Consider the following 19,127-nt stretch of genomic DNA (forward strand, 5'->3'; position numbering starts at 1 on the left):
CGTGTATCGGTCCGTGACGAGGTGGCTGAGCGCGGTTATCGTCGAACTATGTGCCGAAACATCACCGAACTCCGAGGACTCGAACCAGCTGCCACAGCGGAGGAGATCGAGGCAGCCTCTCGCCAATACATACGTAAGGTGAGTGGGATTGCCAAGGTCTCCGATGCCAATCGTGATGCCTTTGAACAGGCAGTTCGGGAGGTCACCGAAACCACGACGCGTTTGCTGAGTGCACTGCCGCCGCGCAAGCAGCCACCCCAAACCGTCCCGCCGTTGCGTCGACCCGAGGTTCAGGCTCGAATCGCTGCTCGTTCGTCCTGACCCGAGTGGATCTCACTGACATCGACGTGTGGGACGTCGAACCACTCGAACAACTTGCCGGTGGACTCGAGGGTGTCCTGGTTGCGCACCGTGTTCGAGACATGCGACGACGGCTGGACTTGTTGCGCAGGGAGGCTGCCTCCGACGAATTACAGATCCGCGAAGACGGTTCGGTATCGGCAGTCGCTCCCATTGCAGAAGGGCATCCCCTTCACGTTCACGCAGAGCTGCTCTCGGCTGCCGCGCGTGAGTTGATCGGGGAAGCTCTGCTGGTATCCGCGGATCTGCACCACGCACTGTCCGTGCGGTCGCAGGTGGGTACGGATCTGCGGGACAAGGCTTTTCGTGTCAACGAAGAGTGGCGCGGTTTCAGTCCGGCGCGCCGACGAGAAATAGTGCAGCGCGCGCCGGATCTGATTGCGAATCTCGACGGTATCCCGACAGGTGTGCGCAGTCCGGTGAATCTGCGACGTGTGCAGGCCGAACGGGCACGGCTACAAGATGATTCGGTGCGTATCTCTCAGGAACTGCACCGCGAATACTTCGGTGGCCGTTTGAGCAATACCGGTGCGGGCCTCTGGTATGCGCAGCGCAAACTCGAGGATCTGAATGCGCTGGACGAGCTGCTGCACGAACAACCCGATCGTAAGCTGGTCCTGATGGATATGCGTTCCGGCGAGCGCGGGTTTGCCGCGATAGCGATCGGCGATCCGGATACGGCTGATCACATTGCCGTGACCGTTCCGGGGCTCAACACCAATGTCAAGGACTCACTGCGCGGAATGGTCGGGGAGGCAACACGATTGCGCGACGAGGCACAGCGTCAGCTCCACAGTGCCGGACGTGACGAAAGCGTTGCCACGATCGCCTGGATCGGATACGACGCCCCTCAAGTCATCGGCCCCGGAAAATTCGACCTCGGTCGGGCAAGTTTCGACGTGAGCCGTTCCGCGAAAGCGGGTATCGCGGCCGATGCGCTGGGGAGCTTCTTTCACGGCCTGCGAGCGGGCGCTGCGAACCCGGATGTGCACATCACCGCACTCGGCCATTCCTACGGCTCCCTCGCGACTTCGCTTGCGCTGCAACGGGGTGCCAGCGCATCGGTCGATGATGTGGTGTTCTACGGATCTCCGGGTGTGCGAGCAAAGGTGGAGGCGGATCTCGGGATCGCGGATCGGCACGTCTACGTCATGAAGGCCGAAGGGGACAGTATCGCCGGCTTCGGGCGCTTCGGTGGTGATCCGACGCGTACGGAGTTCCAGCGATTGTCCACAGCGGAGGGAATCACCCCCGACGGCGTGAAACATGAACGCGCCTTCGGGCATGCGGAGTACGCAAGAACCGGAGACAACGGTGAATTGCGGATGACAGGCTACAACCTCGCGGTTGTGGTGGCGGGGTTGCCGGAGCTTGCTGTCCTGGCCTGAATGCGCCGCCGGTAGTTTCGGTACAGACTGTGAGGGTTGTTCCTTCATTCGATCTCGAGGAGTGTTCATGCCTGTTTCCACCGTCACCCTGGCCGAAGGTCTGACCGTCAGCGCGCAGGGCTACGGCGCTATGTCGGTAGCCCCCGTGTACGGCCCGGTGGATCCGGCAGAAGCACTCGCGACGCTTCATCATGCGGTGGATATCGGGATCACCTTCATCGACACTGCAAACATCTACGGCGACGGTGCGAGCGAGCGGGCCGTGGGTAAATTGCTCGAAGGTCGGCGCGACGAGGTTCAGTTGGCCACCAAGTTCGGGTTGGTGGGCGGCATGTCGGCAGGTCAGCGGGGGATCAACGGCGATCCGGCCTACGTGGCACAGGCGCTCGAGGAATCGCTCGGTCGACTCGGCGTCGACCACGTCGATCTCTACTACCTCCATCGTGTTGATCCGAGCGTTCCGATCGAGGACACCGTGGGCGCGATGGCAGAGCAGGTGAAGGCCGGCAAGATCCGCCACATCGGGCTTTCCGAAGCAACGGGAGACGAACTGCGCCGCGCCTATGCGGTCCACCCCATCTCCGCGATTCAGTCCGAATGGAACATCTCGAGTCGCGACGTGGAGAACAAGGTGGTTCCCGCCGCCGCTGAGCTCGGCGTGGGATTTGTTCCGTTCTCTCCCGTGGGACGAGGGTTCCTCGCCGGGTCGTTCGATCCCAGCGAGTGGGGCGAGAACGATCTGCGTCGACGCTTCCCGCGTTTCACGGAGTCAGCGCTTGTGACAAACCAGAAGGTGCTCGACGTCGTGCGTGACGTGGGCGCCGAATCAGGAGCCACTCCGGCGCAGGTGTCACTGGCGTGGCTCGACGCCAAGGGACGGCATTACGGTCTGCCGTCGGTGTCCATTCCGGGCACTCGTTTTGCGGCGCGCGTGAGCGAGAACGCCGGCGCACTGGACATCGTGCTGACCGAGGATCAGATCGCCCGACTCGACGCGCTTGCGGCCATCACCGAAGGGGAGCGTTCGGCAGATCTGAACTGGATCTCGCAAGGCCGCGAGTAGTCAAAGCCGTAAGCCTGGCGAACTACTAGTAAGATAACTGCGCGATGAAAAAAGTGTGGTTGGTGTGGGGTATCGGTGTATTCGCGTACGTAATCGCCGTCCTTCACCGCACTTCATTTGGTGTCTCGGGTCTGGCTGCAGCAGAACGTTTCTCGATTACTCCCAGTGTGCTGTCCAGTTTCGTAGTGCTGCAGATCGTGGTGTACGCGGGTATGCAGATCCCGGCGGGAGTGCTTCTCGATCGATACGGCTCTCGCATCATGATCGGCGTCGGCGCGTTCATTCTGACGTGTGCGCAGCTGACGTTGGCGTTCACGGAATCGCTGCCCGTCGCGATTGGCGCACGCATCGCGGTCGGGGCCGGCGACGCTCTCACCTTCATCTCCGTGCTTCGACTGGTTCCGCAGTGGTTCCCACCGCGGCAGGTACCACTGGTGTCACAGTTCACGGGAATTCTCGGTCAACTGGGACAAGTACTTTCGGCCCTGCCGTTCATGTTGCTGCTGACCGGCACCGGTTGGACGCTGGCGTACGGCAGCGCAGCAGGCTTGGGGCTACTCGCTTTTGCATTGGCGCTCAGCCTGATACGTGATTCCCCGCCGGGAGCTGAAATAGTCACGGTTCCCGCCGGGGCAAAGGAGATCGGTCGCCAGATCAAGACGGTCTGGATGCGTCCGGGCACACGCCTCGGGTTCTTCAGTCACATGGGTACACAATTCTCGATCACGACATTTGCGCTGTTGTGGGGAGTCCCGTACCTGTCGTCTGCGCAAGGACTCGACGCCGCAACAGTCGGTTCGCTACTGACCCTGTCGGTGATCTCCGCCATCGTTGCGGGCCCCATCCTCGGCATCCTCACCGGCCGGTATCCCATGCGCCGATCCTGGCTCGTTCTTTCCATCATGGTGAGCAGTGCGGTGATGTGGACGATCGTGCTGGCCCGCAGCGAACCGTCACCGCTGTGGTTGCTGACGATATTGATCATCGTGATTTCAATCGGCGGTCCGGGTTCGGTGATCGGCTTCGACTACGCCCGCACGTCCAATCCAAGTTCGTCGATGGGCACCGCTCAGGGAATGGTCAATATCGGTGGATTCCTGGCGTCGTTGATCGTGATCCAGGTGATGGGTGTGATTCTCGGCCACATGGGCGGCTATACCTTCGACGGCTTCCGGGTGGCTTGGTTGGTTCAGTACCCGGTGTGGATTCTCGGCATCATCGGTGTACTTGTCACCCGGGGCAAAGCCCGACGCCAACTCGAGGCAGACGGAGTTCGGTTCCGTCCGATGCGCGAGGTTATCCGAGGTCGTCGGCAGTAATTCATCCGCGACGGGTGAAGCGAGTGCATGTGCGCTCGTACCACCCTTGATGGATGAACGATCCATTGGACATCGGCCCGGTTGAATTGGTGGTGCTGGGGTTCCCAGGTTCGAGAGTGGACCCGGATACCGTCGCCGCATTGCAGAATATCGTCGAGCGTGGGTTCGTGACCCTGCTCGATCTCGTGTACATCGCCAAAGATCTCGACGGCAACATCAGACAGGTCGACGTCGATGAAGACCTCACCGACATCGGCCTGGCGATCCTGTCGATCGAGGCAAAAGCTCTGATCAGCGACGAGGATCTCGACGTGGTTCGTGAGTCCCTGGAACCAGGTACCTCAGCGGCAGTCATCGTCTACGAGCAGACGTGGGCGCGAGACTTCACCACGAAAGCCCGCGCAGGCGGTGGCGAGGTAGTTCTCCATGTTCAGATCCCACACGACGTCGTAGTGGCCGCAGTCGCTGCGGCGCTCTAGGTAGCTCAGGCATCGTCTTAAAGCAGAGGAGATCAGCATGGTTTTTCGAGGTGGACGCAGAGGACGGCCGGGATTGCTCGGCACCGTCGCGCGCACAGCAGTGGTGGCCGGAACGGCAAAGGCGACATCCAATGCCATGGATCGGCGTAGCCAGCGGAAGGCGAGCGAGCAGCAGGCGCAGTATGACCAGTACGAGCAGCAACAGGCGCCGCCGCCGCAGCAACAGGCTGCCCCGGCAGCGCCGCCGGCCGGTGACGACCTTGTCTCGAAGCTTCAGGAACTAGGTCGATTGCATCAATCGGGAGTCTTGTCCGACGAAGAATTTGCGGCGGCAAAAGCTCGGTTGCTCAGTTAGCTTTCACGCCAGCGTGATGTCGGCAATCAGACCGTGATGGTCGGATCCTTTGACGTCGATACGGTCGAGTGACGTCGCCACCGGGCCTCTGGTGAGGATGTGGTCGATGCCGACTATTGCGGGGTATGGCTTGTCGGTCGGGTAGGTCGGGATCAGCCCCGCACCTACCTGATCGGCTGCGCTGGTGTACCCGTTCGTGAGGAGATCACGAAACTCCTTGTGTGAGTAAGTTGCATTGAAATCTCCGCTCGCTATGACGTTACCGCGACCGTCGACGTCGGCCAGGTAGCTGCCGAGCGTGCGCTGTTCCGCTGCCCAGATCGAGGCGGGGGAGATGTACGGCGGTGCGGTGTGGACGGCAAACAGTGTGACCGGCTGCGCCAGGCCGACATTCAACTCGGCCGCGAGTGTTTCGGGGGAGAATCCGTCCAAACTTCGTGTGGCGGACAGAGGGAAGCGACTGTAAATTCCCGCTCCACCTCCGCCGCCGCCATAGGGAACCAAGAACTGGTGGGGCAGAACATCCTCGAGCCCAGCGGTTTTCAGCGCGTCGGCCGCACCTGACGTCAACTCCTGCACCGTCAACACGTCCACGTCTCGATCGCGGACGGTGGCAACCAGAGATTCCGGGTCCGCTGAACCGACCATCAGGTTCGCCTGCATGATTCGAATGGACGGTCCGTGCGCGGCGCCGGTCGGCCCACCCACGTACAGCGGACCCACCGACCACGCGAACAGGCCAAGGACTACCGCCGATCCTGCGCACAGGATCCAGCGTCGGCCGAAGCCTGCCGCCACCCCACCGATCAGGGGTGCAAGCATCGCCACCGGGGCGAAGGACGCCAGAACAATCACCACATTGCGCTCTACGGCCAGACGCGTTGCGATCAAGGCAACAAGCCCGACGACGATTCCCGCCACCCCGATAATCATCGCGAGGCGACGTAGAGTTCGTCGTCGGGTTGTTGTCGTATCGGTGTGCATGTTCTCTATAGAAGCAGAACACCAAGATTCAGAGTCCGTGTCAGAGGGTATTTCTTGCCCTGCGGTCCCGGTCACGGTCGGCGAACATGACCTCCATCCGAGCTTTGATCTCTGCGGTACTGATTGCTCCACCGCGTGGGGCAGAGTTCGTGGCGGTAATCGGGGATGTCGAGGATTGCGGAATCTGGAAGCCCATGGTGAATGTCCCTGTCCTGGTTGGAAGATGTGGCGATCGTTGCAGGAGTGGTGGATTACAGGCCGGCGGCGGTTTCGAGGAGTTCGAGTTCGGTACCTAGGTGATCGAGCAGCGGGTTGAGGTCCGGAACGGCTCTTCGGCAGCTGGTCAGCCCGAATGAAATTTGATCGTCGCTGCTGGTGCAGGTGATGTTGAGGGCTTGTCCGGTTGTCGGGATCGACAGCGGGTGGAGGGTGTCGAGACGGAATCCGTTCCAGTACAACGGTGTACGCGGACCGGCAATATTGGAGATGATGATGTTGAACGGTGGCCGCTGCGGTCCCCGCTGCCCGACAAGCATTTCCATTCCGAGGGGAGCGATTCCGAGGGCGCTCATGGCGAGCACCTGGGCGGGACTCATCGCGCGGAGTGAGTCTTTTCCTTCATTCATGCAATTGCGTATCACGTCGAGTCGGTCTGTGGGGTTGTCGAGGTGAGTTGCCAAGTTGCACATAAGCAGTCCCACGCGATTGCCGCCAGGGGTGCGATCGTCGGCGTTGTCGTCGGCGCGCAATGACACGGGAACCATGGCAACCAAGGGGGCGGACGGTAGCGCGTCTCGCTCGTGCAGGTAGTGGCGGAGGGTGCCGGCGGACATTGCCAGAATGATGTCGTTGATGGTGGCGTCGGAGTGCTTGGCCAGCAATCGGATCCGTTCGAGAGGGAAGGAACGGGCGGCGATGTGGCGGCTTCCACCGATCGGAACGTTGAACAACGAGTGGGGCGCGGTCACGGAGACAGCGCTGCCTTTGCCGCGTACGGCGCGGTCCATGGTGCGGACCGTCGTCGGTATCAGTCCGGCCACCTCACCGACGGCGGCCCGAGATGCTCCCCACAAGGTTGCAGGTAGGGACGATCCTTGCGCGCTGGACTTTGCCGAGACCGGTGTCGGCACCGATCTCAGTGAGTGCGGAACCTGCCAGGGGGCGGACATGTTTCGACGGTGGGGATCTTCACTCATGCTCTCGCGGAGCAGCCTCATCGCGCTGGCTCCGTCGGCGAGGGCGTGGTGGATCTTGGTGTACACGGCGTAGCGGCCGTCGGTGAGCCCTTCGATCAAGTGCATTTCCCATAGTGGGCGGCTGCGGTCGAGCAGAGTGCCGTGCAATCTCGAGATCAATGCGGTGAGTTCGGTCATGCCGCCCGGGGTGGGAAGTGCATCGCGGCGTACATGGTGCTCGATGTCGATCTCGTTGTCGGCGAGGGTTTCCCATCCCCACTGGCCAAGCGAGGTGAGGGAGCGCCGGGCCCGCTTACGGAACACTTCGGCTACTTTGCCGCCGGTGAGGGCGATATCGAACATCGCGCGCATGTCGGTTGCGGATGCTCCGTCGGGTGGGGTGAAGATCGCCAGGCCACCGACGTGCATCGGGTTCTCGCGGGACTCGCCGAGAAGAAATAGCGAATCGGTGGGTGCCATCGGTAACAGCATGCATGTCCTTCACTCATGAAGTCGGGGTTGGTGCGCGTGGCTCTTCCCGAGAACTGGTATTCGAGTGGGTGTTATCGATCGGTCGTGGACTTTAGGCGTGGTCGAAGTCACATTGAAGTATCTCGCTATCGGTTCTACAGCCCTGGCACGGTCGGCGCTATTCGACATGTCAGGGCACTGACCTGGACGTTTGCATAGGTGGCAGGTAGGGCATTGTGGGTTGAAACTAATCATCAAAATGAAGTGATATGTCTCACATTTCGTATGTTGATCGGCACCTGTGGCCGTTCCGACCGCACTCCTTTTTTTGGGGCGTCTGCGGCCGGGTCGCGAAAGCGCGCTGCGTTGACGGCCGGGCCCGTGTGGGCACATTATCGAGAGGTAACGCGACGGTGCATCATCGACGATGCCGCGGAATCGAAGTAGCAGATGGACGAGAACGATCCACTCCAAACGCGTCGTGACGTGCTTCCGTTCATTTCGGATGAGCTGCGAGAGGCGGGATTCGACGATGCCCGTGAGATCGGGCGCGGCGGCTTCGGTGTGGTGTACCGCTGCACGCAGGCCGGGCTGGACCGCACGGTGGCCGTGAAGGTCCTTACCGCCGACCTCGACGAGGAGAATCGGGCGCGCTTCTTTCGGGAACAGCGAGCGATGGGGCGACTGACCGGGCATCCGAATATCGTGGGTGTCCTGCAGGTTGGAACCACCGATACCGGTCGCCCCTATCTGGTGATGCCCTACCACCGTCAAGGGTCCGTCGATACCAAGATTCGTGAGAACGGGCCGCTCGACCTGGAGGAAGTCCTGCGGCTCGGGGTGAAGATGGCGGGGGCGCTCGAGACCGCGCACCGACTCGGCATTCTGCATCGCGACGTCAAGCCTGCCAATATTCTGCTCACCGACTACGGTGAACCGGCCCTGACGGACTTCGGGATCGCACACATTGCAGACGGTTTCAAGACCGCGACCGGCACTGTCACGGGCTCGCCCGCGTTCACTGCCCCGGAGGTTCTCGGTGGTGAACCGCCAAGTCCCGCCTCGGATGTGTACGGGCTCGGGGCCACTCTGTTCAGCGCCCTTACCGGGCACGCGGCATTCGAGCGCCGCAGCGGCGAGCAGGTTGTTGCCCAGTTCCTGCGGATCACCGCGCAGCCAGTTCCCGACATGCGCGAGCACGGTTTCCCCGACGACGTATGTGCCGTCATAGAGAAGGCAATGTCCCGCGATCCAGGGGACCGTCCTTCTACGTCGGTGCTCGGTGAGAATCTTAGGGAGTTGCAGGTCCGCCGCGGTTTGCCGGTCGATGAGATGGCGCTACGCGCCGCCCCAGGGGCCGACCCGCGGGATCCGCAGCCGCCGTCGGCGCGATGGCATCCACCCGCATCTCCGGTGGCTCGGAAAACCGATAGAAATCTGCCGCTGGAGCTGACGAGCTTCGTTGGTCGTCGCACCGAGCTGGCGGAGGTGAAGAATCTGCTGTCGGTGTCCCGGCTGGTGACGTTGACGGGGATCGGTGGTGTCGGTAAGACGCGTCTCGCGTTGCGGGTCGCGAGCAATGTTCAGCGGGATTTCGCCGATGGCGTGTGGCTGGTCGAGCTGGGCGAGTTGCACGACGAGTCGCTTGTGGTCGGAGCGGTGGCCGCAGAACTCGGCGTGCGCGACCAGTCGTCGCGGCCGTTGTCGGAGATTTTGGTGGAGTTCCTGGCCACTCGGACATTGCTACTGGTTCTCGACAACTGCGAGCAGGTGATCGATGCGGTGGCGGGGTTGGCCGAAGTGCTGCTGCGTGCGTGCCCGCAGCTGCGGATTCTGACGACCTCGCGCGAGCCCCTGGGTATCGGGGGGGAATCGGTATTGCGAGTGTCCCCGTTGGCGGTCCCCGACCCGGATCGGGAGCCGTCGCTGCGGGGCTTGCCCCGGTACGACGCGTTGACGTTGTTCTCCGAACGGGCAGCGGCTGCGGTGCGCGGCTTCGAAATCACGGAGGAGAACAAGGCGACGGTGGCCCGGATCTGCCAGCGTCTGGAAGGGCTGCCGCTGGCGATCGAGCTGGCGGCTGCCCGACTGCGGGCGATGTCGCCCGAGCAGATCCTGCAGCGGCTGGACGATCGTTACACGCTCCTGACCAGCGGCAGCCGGGGCGCGCCGACGCGTCAGCAGACCTTGCGATGGAGTATCGACTGGAGCTACGACTTGTGTACGCCCGGCGAGCAGCATCTCTGGGGCAGGTTGTCGGTGTTCGCGGGAAGTTTCGAACTCGACGCGGCGGAGGAGATATGTCGTGGCGACCTGACACCCGAGGGGCTGCTCGACACGTTGGGGTCGCTGGTGGACAAGTCGATCCTGATCCGGGAGGAATCGGACACAGTGGTTCACTTCCGATTGCTCGAGACGCTCCGTGACTACGGCCGGGAGAAGATTGTCGAGACCGGCGAGTACGAGGTGCTGCGTCGTCGGCACCGGGACTGGTACCAGCAGTTAGCGCTCGAAGCGGCAGCCGGATGGATCAGTCCCCGGCAACTCGAGTTGATTGATCGGCTAGACCGGGAAGTTCCGAATATGCGGGAGGCGCTCGAGTATTGCCTCTCCGACAACGACGACGGAGTCGCCGCCGGACTGAGTATGTCCACCGCGCTTTATCACTTCTCGCTGACTCGCGGTCTGTACACCGAGTCGCGGCATTGGCTCGATACTTTCCTGGCCCGCGACGCCGGAAAGCCCACGGTGGAACGCATTTGGGCGATACACGCAGACAGCCTCCTGGCAGTGGTGCAGGGCGATCTTTTGGCAGCAACCGCGTTGGTGGAGGAGGGTCACGCTCTTGCCGAGCACCTCACCGACCCCCTTGTTCACGGACTCCTCGACCAGTTGGACGGGATGCTGGCGCTTTATCGCGATGATCTTCCCCGCGCATCCTCGGGGCTGGAGAGCGCACTCGACGTGTTCGACACCCGTGGTGACCTCACACTGCAAGTGGGCGTGCTGCAGATACTCGGGTTGGTGTACGAGCTGCTCGGTGAAACGAAGCGGTCTGTTGGCTGTTACGAAAAAGCGCTCGCGATCTGCGAATCTCACGGGGAATCGGTCTATCGGTCGTACACCCTGTGGGCCATGGCTGTCGCGGTGTGGCGGCAGGGTGATCAAGATCGTGCCGTGGCGTTGCTCGGGCAGGCGTTGCAGCTCACCGAGCAGGTGAACGATCCACTCACCTGCTCGGCATGTCTGGAGGTGTTGGCCTGGATTGCCGCCGCGGAACCGGATCCTCGACGCGCCGCCGTGCTGATGGGAGCAGCAGAGGAGTTGGGTCACTCCGTGGGCAGCATTACGATCGTCTTTCCCTCCCTGCAGCCTTACCATGAGGAAAGTGCGGCGACGACGCAGCGTGCATTGGGAGAGAAGGCATTCGGGACGGCACGTCGTCAGGGTCGACTCATGAGCATGAATGAGGCGGTCGCATTTGCGCTCGGCCGGCAACCTGTGGATACAACGCCCACCGGGTCGTCGGTGGTGCTGACCAAACGTGAGCGTGAGGTCGCCGAACTCGTCGCTCAGGGACTGACGAACAAACAGATTGCTGCCAAATTGGTGATCTCGCTCCGCACCGCACAGGGCCATGTGGAGCACATTCTCACCAAACTCGGATTCAACTCGCGTGCGCAGATCGCAGCATGGGTGGTCGAGAAGTCGGGCAATGGTCAGGCCTGAGCTTGTGCTCGCGCTGCGCGATCCCTCGGCGATTTCACGTCGCTTCACCGTCGAGGAATACTTCGAAGCCGCTTGTGTGGGAAGGGTATTGGTCGAGCCCTGGGATATGTATGAAGGTGCGCGGCGACAGGCTCAATGAAGAGGTGTCGATACCTCGGTTGTTCGGCCTCGTCGGATTCCTATCGAGACGAACACCCCGATCAACGAGACGATTGCACCCACCCACATGGTGGTGTGTAGTCCGTGCATGAATGCGACCTCTGTTGCAGATTGCAGTACGTGCGACGTTGTCGGATCGTCACCCGTCACAGTCGGTGCGGTTCCCTGGGCGACTGCCCGAACAGCTTCGTCCGAGATCTGATCGGCAGTACTATTCGGAATATTGTTGTCTACCAATGTTTCGTGGAACTTCTGTGCAGTTACCGATGCCATTACGGCTCCGAGTACCGCGGTCCCGAGGATGCCGCCGACTTGCAATGAGGTCTGATGGACACCTGCGGCGGGACCGGCGTCGGCGACGTCCGCATTCCCGAGGATTGCTTGAACTGATGCTGTCATCACAAACCCGATTCCCAGGCCCAGTACCACAAACGGGATTGCCAGGGAGAGGTAGCTTCCGTGTGGTTCGATCGTAGTGAATAGCATGAATCCCGCTGCGCTGAGCAACATTCCCACAAACAGCGGTGGACGGGCGCCGTACCGTTTGATGATCCAACCGCAACTGCTCGAAGCTGCAACATTCGCGACACTCATCGGGAGAATGTGGAGTCCGGCAGTCATAGGGGAGTCGCCGTTGATCTGTTGCAGGAACAAGAGAATGAAGAACAGTGATCCGACAAGCGCAAAGAAGGAGATGATCGTAAGGATAACTCCGAGTGTGATTGATCGGTCAGCGAAGAGGCGAAGCGGTACAAGGGGATCCGGTGCTCGCCTCTCGATCTCGACGAAGAATAAACCAGCAAGAATGCCACCGACGAGCCAGCCGATGACATGCCAATCAGCCCAACCGCTTTCGGGGGCTTTGATAAGGCCGTAGGTTACGGCGAGGAGTGAACCCGTAAGCATGATCGACCCCAGGATGTCGAACTTCGCACTCCGTATTTTCTTGCTGGTGGGGAGGAGAAACAATCCCGCAGCAAGAGATATCGCCGCCACCGGGACGTTGATCAAGAACGCCCATCGCCAACTGGTGTGTTCGATCAGCAATCCGCCGATCAGAGGGCCTGCGGCGGAGGAGGCGCCGATCAGTGAGGCGAACACCGCAAGTGCCTTCGGAAGTGTTGCTTCGGAGAACAGTGACCGAAGCAATGCCAGGGCGTTGGTGACGATCAGTGCGCCGAAAACTCCCTGACCGAGTCTGGAGAAGATTACCATCTCGACGCTGTGCGCCAAGGCAATTCCGGCTGATGCGACCCCGAAGCCGACGATTCCTGAAAGGAACACGGATCGTCGCCCGAAGCGATCGCCCAACTTGCCCGCGAGAACGAGTGTTGCCGCCATCGCGAGTAGATAGATGTTGGTAATCCATTGCAATCCAGAGAGACTCGCTCCCAGGTCGACGACAAGAACTGGATTGGCCACTGCCGTTATCGTTCCGTCGAGCGAAACGATGAGAACACCGAGAGCGATCGCAGTCATAGCGACCCAGGGATTGGACTCTCGGGGTGGATCTGTGACTGTGCGCGAGTTGATTTCGGTGCTGCCAGTAGCTGTCACTGAGGTCTACTACTTTCTGATCGATCGGAGTTCTTCAGAAGTTGATCATGTGGCCGGCGAGGCCGTGGATCGCTTCCTGCAGCGCCTCACTGAGCGTGGGGTGCGTGTGGACGTTGCGTGCCAACTCGTTGACCGTGAGGTCCCATTTCTGGGCCAGGGTCAGCTCGGGCAGCAGTTCCGAGACGTCCGGTCCGATGAGGTGTCCACCGAGCAGTTCGCCGTGTGTGGTGTCGGCGATCAGCTTGACGAAACCGGTCGGGTCACCGAGACCGTGGGCCTTGCCGTTGGCAGCGAACGGGAAGTTCGCGACCTTGATGTCGTAGCCCTCGGCCTTGGCCTGCTCTTCGGTCAACCCGAAGGACGCGACCTGCGGCTGGCAGAACGTCGCACGCGGCATCATCCGGTAGTCGCCGAGCGTCTGCGTGTCTGCGCCGCCGATGGTCTCGGCTGCAACGACGGCCTGCGCCTCCGCGACGTGTGCCAGCTGCAGCTTGGCGGTGACGTCACCGATGGCGAAGATGTTCTCGACGTTGGTGCGCATGTAGTCGTCGATCGCGATGGCGCCGCGGTCGGTGAGGGCGACACCGGTGTTCTCGAGGCCGAAGCCCTCCACGCGCGGTGCAAATCCGACGGACTGCAGAACCTTGTCCACGACCACGGTTTCGATCTCGCCGGACTTGTTGTCCTTGATCGAAACGCTGACCTTGCTGCCGTCGTCACTGATGGACTGGACAGCGGCGCCGGTCTTGATGGTGACGCCGAGCTTCTTGTACTGCTTCGCGATTTCCTTCGAGACGTCGGCGTCCTCGTTGGGCAGTGCCCGGTCGAGGAACTCCACGATCGTCACGTCGACGCCGTAGTTCTTGAGGACGTAACCGAACTCCATGCCGATGGCGCCGGCGCCGACGATGAGGATCGAGCCCGGCAGGTCGCGGGTGAGGATCTGCTCTTCGTAGGTCACCACGTTCTCGCTCAGCGAGGTGCCCGGCAGCAGCTTGGTGTAGGAACCGGTGGCGATGATCGCGTTGTCGAACGTGATCGTCTCGGTGCCTCCCTTGCTGAGCTCGACGTTGATGGTGTTGGCGTCGGCGAACGTGCCTTTGCCGTCGAATTCGGCGATCTTGTTCTTCTTCATCAAGAAGTGGATGCCCTTGACTCGCCCGTCGGCAACCTTGCGGCTGCGATCGAAGGCGGAGCCGAAATCGAAGGACATGTCTCCGGACATGCCGAACGTCTTCGCTTCTTTTGTGAAGATGTGCGCGAGTTCGGCATTGCGGAGAAGCGCCTTGGACGGGATGCAGCCCACGTTCAGGCACACACCGCCCCAGTACTTCTGCTCGATGATGGCAGTGCTCAGGCCCAGTTGTGCCGCGCGGATAGCAGCGACGTACCCACCGGGGCCGGCTCCGAGGACAACGACGTCATAGTGTGAGGTCACGGTAATTCTCAAGTAGTCGATTCAGATCAGGTCAGTGCTTCCACCGACTGGGGCTTTCGGCCATGGGGCATGAGGAGAGTTGCGGCGAGTCCGACTATCGCCAGACCTGCTGCCACGAAATAGACTGTTGTGTAGCCAATTCCGGCGTAAATAGGTGTTCCGTCGGCAACCGTTGCAATGTTCAGGGCGAGGATGGCAAAACCAATCTGTACAGCGACCGCGCTGCCGACGGATCCCACCACATTGACCGTCGACGCTGTGACGGCCTGCAGTCGGACCGGCGCGGCTGCGATCACGAGGTTGGGGATTGCCGCACTGATCAGACCGGCGCCGAATGCGTATACCAGGTATCCCAACAGTATTGGCCAGAATTCCTTGTGGGAGAGAGCGAGTGACACAGAGCCAATCGCCATCAAGGCGAAGCCGATCCAGTTCGGCAGGCGTGCGCCCCGACGTTCTGCGATTATGCCGACAAGCAGCCCCATTGCGACGGTAGCCACGCCTGCCGGTGTGGTCAACCGCGCCATGTAGCTTGCGCTTTCACCCAACCCGTAGGTAACGCCGAGGGCGATGGGTGTCTGAACGATGAAAGACAACAGGACGAATTGGAGAACGATGACGGCCTGGCCGGTAAATTGCGCGACAAGTGTCGTCACGACAGCGCGACCACGCAGCACTGCAATGTCAATCAGTGGGTTCTCGATTCGCTTTTCGTATCGAGCCCATCCGATGAAAATTGCCACCGCGGCGATGGCGCAGAGAAGTGTCTTCCACGACGTCCAGCCCCACGTTCCGCCTTCGCCGATGCCGTACAGGAGGAGTGCGATCGAGAGCCCGAGCAGGATCCCACCAATCCAGTCGATGGACGTTTTCACTCGGATCGGGGACTCGGGAACGACGAGCATTACCAAGGCTCCCAGGAGTATCGGGAAGAGTGCCAAGGCGAAGAACACTCCGCGGAATCCGAAATTGTCGATCAAAACTCCGGCGATGACTGGTCCGGTGATCGTGGTGACACCGATTCCGGCGGTTGTCATGCTGACCGCCATCGCCAGCATCCGCTTCGGGAAGATGTCGCGCATCAGTGAGTAGGTTATCGGCACGATTGCCAGGCCGAGCCCTTCAACGGTTCGACCGACCAGCACCACGGAAAAGGTCGGCGCGATTGCGACGATCAACGAGCCTGCTGCCATGCAGGCGGTTGCGATCAGAAGCCATTTCTTCTTGCCGTCCCGATCTGCGAGCTTGCCGATCAACGGTGCGCTGATCGCGCCGGAGAGCGTGAACAGTGTTGATACCCAAGCGATGTTCGAGGTCTCGAATGAACCGGCCATGCTGGGGAGCGCGGGCGTCACCAGATTGAACGCGTATGCGACTTCTTCGGACAGAAGACAGAGGATCAGGAGGATTCCGATCCAGCCGGCGGTTGATCGATTGCCCACGCCCTCGAGAGCGAGAGTGGGGTTGTCGGAGGAAGGCTCCGATGGAGTCGAGGAAGGATTATCCGTGGATGGAGCGGTCATCGTGGCTCCTGCATCTTTCTGACGGGAAGACGGGGCAGTGAGCGGGACAGTCGGCGCGGCGAGTGTGCAGACTCACTGAAGCATGTTTGTGATGTGAGGCACAGTAAAATGGATCGAGTGATTCTGTCAAGTGATCCACTAAAAATGAACTCACAATTCGCCACACGATGAGCGGTCATTGCAATCTGCGCGAGTGACGAATTCGCGGCTCTACCTGGGGAAATCCATCCACAAAGCTAGGTCTGGGCTGGATGCATGAGCGATTCGAGTCCGCCCGCGACAAAATCCGCGAGTGTGTCGAATCGGCCATTGGATAGTGCGCGAGATCCCTCGATGCTTGCGTCCGACCATCGTGCCGCCATCACGATCAGCGTGTTCACGGTGAGTGACCAATTCAGTTCGATCGCAGTCTCGTCGGCTGAGGGGTAGGCGCGTTCGAGTAGTTTGCGCAGCAGCTCTGCTGTGTCGTCCTTGACTGGGAAGAGTCGGGGGTCGTTGGCGAGGCTGAGTTGGCCGCAAATAGTCAGCCACCGAACACCTTTGTCGGGTGCCTCATCGAGGAACTGGCGATACGGCAGTGCCAAGAGATCAACGATCTGCCTCGCTGTCGGGATGGTGTCGGAATCGACCATGTCCTTGGCCAGGCGATGTATGTGTGCGAGTACTTCGGCACCGGAGTCGAGGAGAACGGCGTCGAGGATCGCGTCCTTGGATCCGAAATGATAGTGCGCGGACGCAGCTCCCAATCCGGCTTCGGCATTGATCGCTCGAATCGAGACAGCCTCGACTCCCTGTGCTGCGAACAGCTTTGCCGCTGAGTCGATCAGGGCGCGGCGAGTTGCTGCGCCGTCGCGTGGACTGGATCGTGGCATTTCCGCAACCTTTCGGTTTGTTGACCCCATCATATCGCGATGTCTCGGCTTGATTTCCGGCGTTCTGACGCGCCGATTTCGGAGCGAGTTTCGTTCGTTAGAGAGAATGCACTTGATTGAATCACTTGATCCACATATGGTGATGTGACAGCAGCCACACGATTGGCGCAATCGATGCCGTGTTGTCAATGACGCGAACCTCGTACTTGCGTACCGAACCGCAGAAGGAGATCGGAATGGCCACGCACACAAGCGAACAGCTGACCGAAGTATTGGAGCCGGAGTCATTCGACCCACGGTTGGCGGTCGACATTTTTACCGTCATGGCCCGTGCGCGTGCGATCGAGGATGCCGTGCAGATTCACATCCGAGACCACGGATTTGCCGGATTCTGGCATCCGGGCAAAGGGCAGGAAGGTGCTGTCGCCGGAGCGGTCGCAGCGATGCGAGACGACGACTATCTCTTCTATCAGGGGCGGGGAGCCACGTGGCCGCTTGCCAAAGGGATGGCGATGGGGCCGATCATCGGTGACCTGCTTGGAAAGGTGACAGGTTCTACCGGTGGAAAGGGCGCCGGCGTTCCTCACTGGGCAGATCCGGCGCTGGGAATCATGGGGGAGGGTGCGACGCTGGGTTCGGTGTATCCGGTGGCAGCAGGCGCGGCATTGTCGGCGCAAATGAGAGGCACTGGGCAAGTTGCGCTGGCGGACTTCGGCGACGGGACGGCGGCACGTGGCACCTTCCATGAAACTCTGCTCGAGGCATCGCGGTGGAAACTACCGCTGGTCTACTTCTGTGAGAACAATGGAATCTCGGTAACCACCCCATTTGAATCTGTGAGTCCGACACGCACTATCGCCGAACGCGCGACTGCATACGGGATTCCGGGAGTTCGCGTCGATGGTCATGACGCCGTCGCTGTCTACCATGCGACAAAGGCCGCGATTGATCGAGCGCGCGATGGTCAGGGGCCGTCGTTGATCGAGGCAGTCGTCACCCGCGTCGGCGGACACTGGGAAGGTGACGCGCAGAAGTATCGCCCGGAAGACTTCCTGTCGACGTACCGAGATCCGTTGGACATCATGCGTTCTCGACTCGATGCTTCACTGGCCGACCACATCGTCGCCGCAGCACGTGCGGAAGTTGCCGAAGCGCTCGCCGAGGCAGAAGCCGCTCCTTTGCCTGACCCCTCCGTTATCTTGAAGGACGTTTTTGCATGACTATCACTGACGACACGTCTGTCAACCGCACGGCTCCGGAAACTACGGTGCAAAGCTACGAGGCCGCACAGGGTGCGGCGATTGCCGAAGAGATGCGCCGTGACCCCTCGGTGTTTCTCATGGGCCAGGACATTGCGTCAGGCGGATTCTTCGGCGGAACCCGAGGCCTGGTAGAGGAATTCGGCCTGGACAGGATCCGAAACACCGGAATCACCGAAGCATTCATGGTGGGTGCAGCTGCCGGGGCCGCCATGACCGGAATGCGTCCGATCGTACAGCTGGGGTTTGCAGACTTCAGTTTGATCGCCGGGGACGAGATCTTTCAGAAGCTGGGTAAGTGGCGTCATATGCACGGTGGTCAATTCGAACTTCCCGCTGTGATCATCATGCCGATCGGGCCGAGCGGTGGTGCAGGACCGGAACATTCGGGTTCGATGGAGATGCTACCGATGCATTTTCCGGGACTCAAAGCAGTTGTCCCGTCAAATCCTGCCAACGCGAAAGCCCTACTCAAGGCCGCAATCCGGGACCCAAATCCTGTTCTGTACTACCCGAGCAAGCAGCTCAACTTCAAACGGGGTGAGGTATTCACCGATCCCGAGTACGTAATGCCCTTGGGTAAAGCATCGATTCCACGGCGTGGCGACACAGTGACTGTCATCAGCTATGGATGTATGGTGCCTCGCTCACTTGAAGCAGCTGTCGTGCTGGCTGCGGAGGGTATCGAGCTCGAAGTTGTCGACCTGCAAACGCTGGTTCCGCTGGACCACGACACGATCATCGCGTCGGTGATGCGGACCGGGCGGGCGATGATCGTTCACGAGGCGCCGAGAACCGCTGGTCCTGGCGCCGAGATCGCTGCGCTCATCCAGGAGCGTTGCTTCTACTGGCTCCACGCTCCGATCGCGCGTCTCGGTTCTGTGGATGCGCCTATTCCGGCGAGTCGGTTCCTCGAAGATCATTGCTTCCCAAGTGTTTCCGACATCATCGAGACAGCCCGTCACCTGGTTCGCGACTAATTACTCGACTACGAGG

Annotated in this window: 15 protein-coding genes; 9 read left to right on the plus strand and 6 right to left on the minus strand. The window is 60.9% G+C overall.

Going from position 1 to position 19,127, the window contains the following annotated elements:
• The first annotated feature begins 48 nt into the window (after positions 1-48).
• From CJ178_RS24560 to CJ178_RS24585, 6 genes are all read left to right on the plus strand, one after another.
• On the plus strand, positions 49-321 hold the full coding sequence (locus tag CJ178_RS24560; RefSeq protein WP_033232393.1) for a DUF2277 domain-containing protein: 273 nt from the start codon (positions 49-51) through the stop codon (positions 319-321).
• Between the two features lie 5 nt (positions 322-326).
• The gene (locus CJ178_RS24565) at positions 327-1,748 is read left to right on the plus strand and encodes an alpha/beta hydrolase (RefSeq protein WP_095888219.1); all 1,422 of its coding nucleotides are present in this window, start codon (positions 327-329) and stop codon (positions 1,746-1,748) included.
• Between the two features lie 67 nt (positions 1,749-1,815).
• On the plus strand, positions 1,816-2,811 hold the full coding sequence (locus CJ178_RS24570; RefSeq protein ID WP_033232391.1) for an aldo/keto reductase: 996 nt from the start codon (positions 1,816-1,818) through the stop codon (positions 2,809-2,811).
• A 44-nt stretch (positions 2,812-2,855) separates the two neighbouring features.
• Positions 2,856-4,130 carry an MFS transporter gene (locus CJ178_RS24575; protein ID WP_045068559.1) on the plus strand — a complete coding sequence of 425 codons (1,275 nt, stop codon included), beginning with the start codon at positions 2,856-2,858 and terminating at the stop codon, positions 4,128-4,130.
• A gap of 53 nt (positions 4,131-4,183) precedes the next feature.
• Entirely contained in the window at positions 4,184-4,609 is a 426-nt protein-coding gene (locus tag CJ178_RS24580) for a DUF6325 family protein (protein ID WP_033232388.1), read from the plus strand.
• 37 nt (positions 4,610-4,646) lie between these two features.
• Positions 4,647-4,964: an SHOCT domain-containing protein gene (locus CJ178_RS24585; RefSeq protein ID WP_033232387.1), complete on the plus strand. Its 318-nt coding sequence runs from the start codon at positions 4,647-4,649 to the stop codon at positions 4,962-4,964.
• Positions 4,965-4,967: 3 nt separating this feature from the next.
• Here the strand turns inward: CJ178_RS24585 and CJ178_RS24590 are convergent, their stop codons facing one another.
• On the minus strand, positions 4,968-5,948 hold the full coding sequence (locus tag CJ178_RS24590; RefSeq protein WP_095888220.1) for an endonuclease/exonuclease/phosphatase family protein: 981 nt from the start codon (positions 5,946-5,948) through the stop codon (positions 4,968-4,970).
• 251 nt (positions 5,949-6,199) lie between these two features.
• Entirely contained in the window at positions 6,200-7,615 is a 1,416-nt protein-coding gene (locus tag CJ178_RS24595) for a WS/DGAT/MGAT family O-acyltransferase (protein ID WP_095888221.1), read from the minus strand.
• A 429-nt stretch (positions 7,616-8,044) separates the two neighbouring features.
• On the opposite strand from CJ178_RS24595, the gene CJ178_RS24600 reads away from it, so the two are divergent.
• Positions 8,045-11,323 carry a protein kinase domain-containing protein gene (locus CJ178_RS24600; RefSeq protein WP_095888222.1) on the plus strand — a complete coding sequence of 1,093 codons (3,279 nt, stop codon included), beginning with the start codon at positions 8,045-8,047 and terminating at the stop codon, positions 11,321-11,323.
• A 132-nt stretch (positions 11,324-11,455) separates the two neighbouring features.
• Here the strand turns inward: CJ178_RS24600 and CJ178_RS24605 are convergent, their stop codons facing one another.
• From CJ178_RS24605 to CJ178_RS24620, 4 genes are all read right to left on the minus strand, one after another.
• Complete coding sequence (locus CJ178_RS24605; protein WP_095888667.1) at positions 11,456-12,961, minus strand: MFS transporter; 1,506 nt, start codon at positions 12,959-12,961, stop codon at positions 11,456-11,458.
• Between the two features lie 112 nt (positions 12,962-13,073).
• Positions 13,074-14,477, minus strand: coding sequence for a dihydrolipoyl dehydrogenase (gene lpdA, locus CJ178_RS24610; protein ID WP_095888223.1), 1,404 nt, complete (start codon positions 14,475-14,477; stop codon positions 13,074-13,076).
• Positions 14,478-14,503: 26 nt separating this feature from the next.
• Positions 14,504-16,000 (minus strand): MFS transporter, encoded by a 1,497-nt coding sequence (locus tag CJ178_RS24615; RefSeq protein WP_257013420.1) that lies wholly within the window; start codon positions 15,998-16,000, stop codon positions 14,504-14,506.
• Positions 16,001-16,236: 236 nt separating this feature from the next.
• Positions 16,237-16,872 (minus strand): TetR/AcrR family transcriptional regulator, encoded by a 636-nt coding sequence (locus tag CJ178_RS24620; protein ID WP_257013421.1) that lies wholly within the window; start codon positions 16,870-16,872, stop codon positions 16,237-16,239.
• A gap of 236 nt (positions 16,873-17,108) precedes the next feature.
• Between CJ178_RS24620 and CJ178_RS24625 the strand changes: the two genes are divergently transcribed.
• Positions 17,109-18,092, plus strand: coding sequence for a thiamine pyrophosphate-dependent dehydrogenase E1 component subunit alpha (locus tag CJ178_RS24625; protein WP_257013422.1), 984 nt, complete (start codon positions 17,109-17,111; stop codon positions 18,090-18,092).
• Entirely contained in the window at positions 18,089-19,111 is a 1,023-nt protein-coding gene (locus CJ178_RS24630; RefSeq protein WP_095888226.1) for an alpha-ketoacid dehydrogenase subunit beta, read from the plus strand. Before CJ178_RS24625 ends, CJ178_RS24630 begins: the two co-directional genes overlap by 4 nt.
• The last annotated feature ends 16 nt before the right edge of the window (positions 19,112-19,127 follow it).

It is taken from the genome of Rhodococcus sp. ACPA4 (genome assembly GCF_002300185.1).
In the GTDB taxonomy this organism is placed as follows: domain Bacteria; phylum Actinomycetota; class Actinomycetes; order Mycobacteriales; family Mycobacteriaceae; genus Rhodococcus_F; species Rhodococcus_F globerula.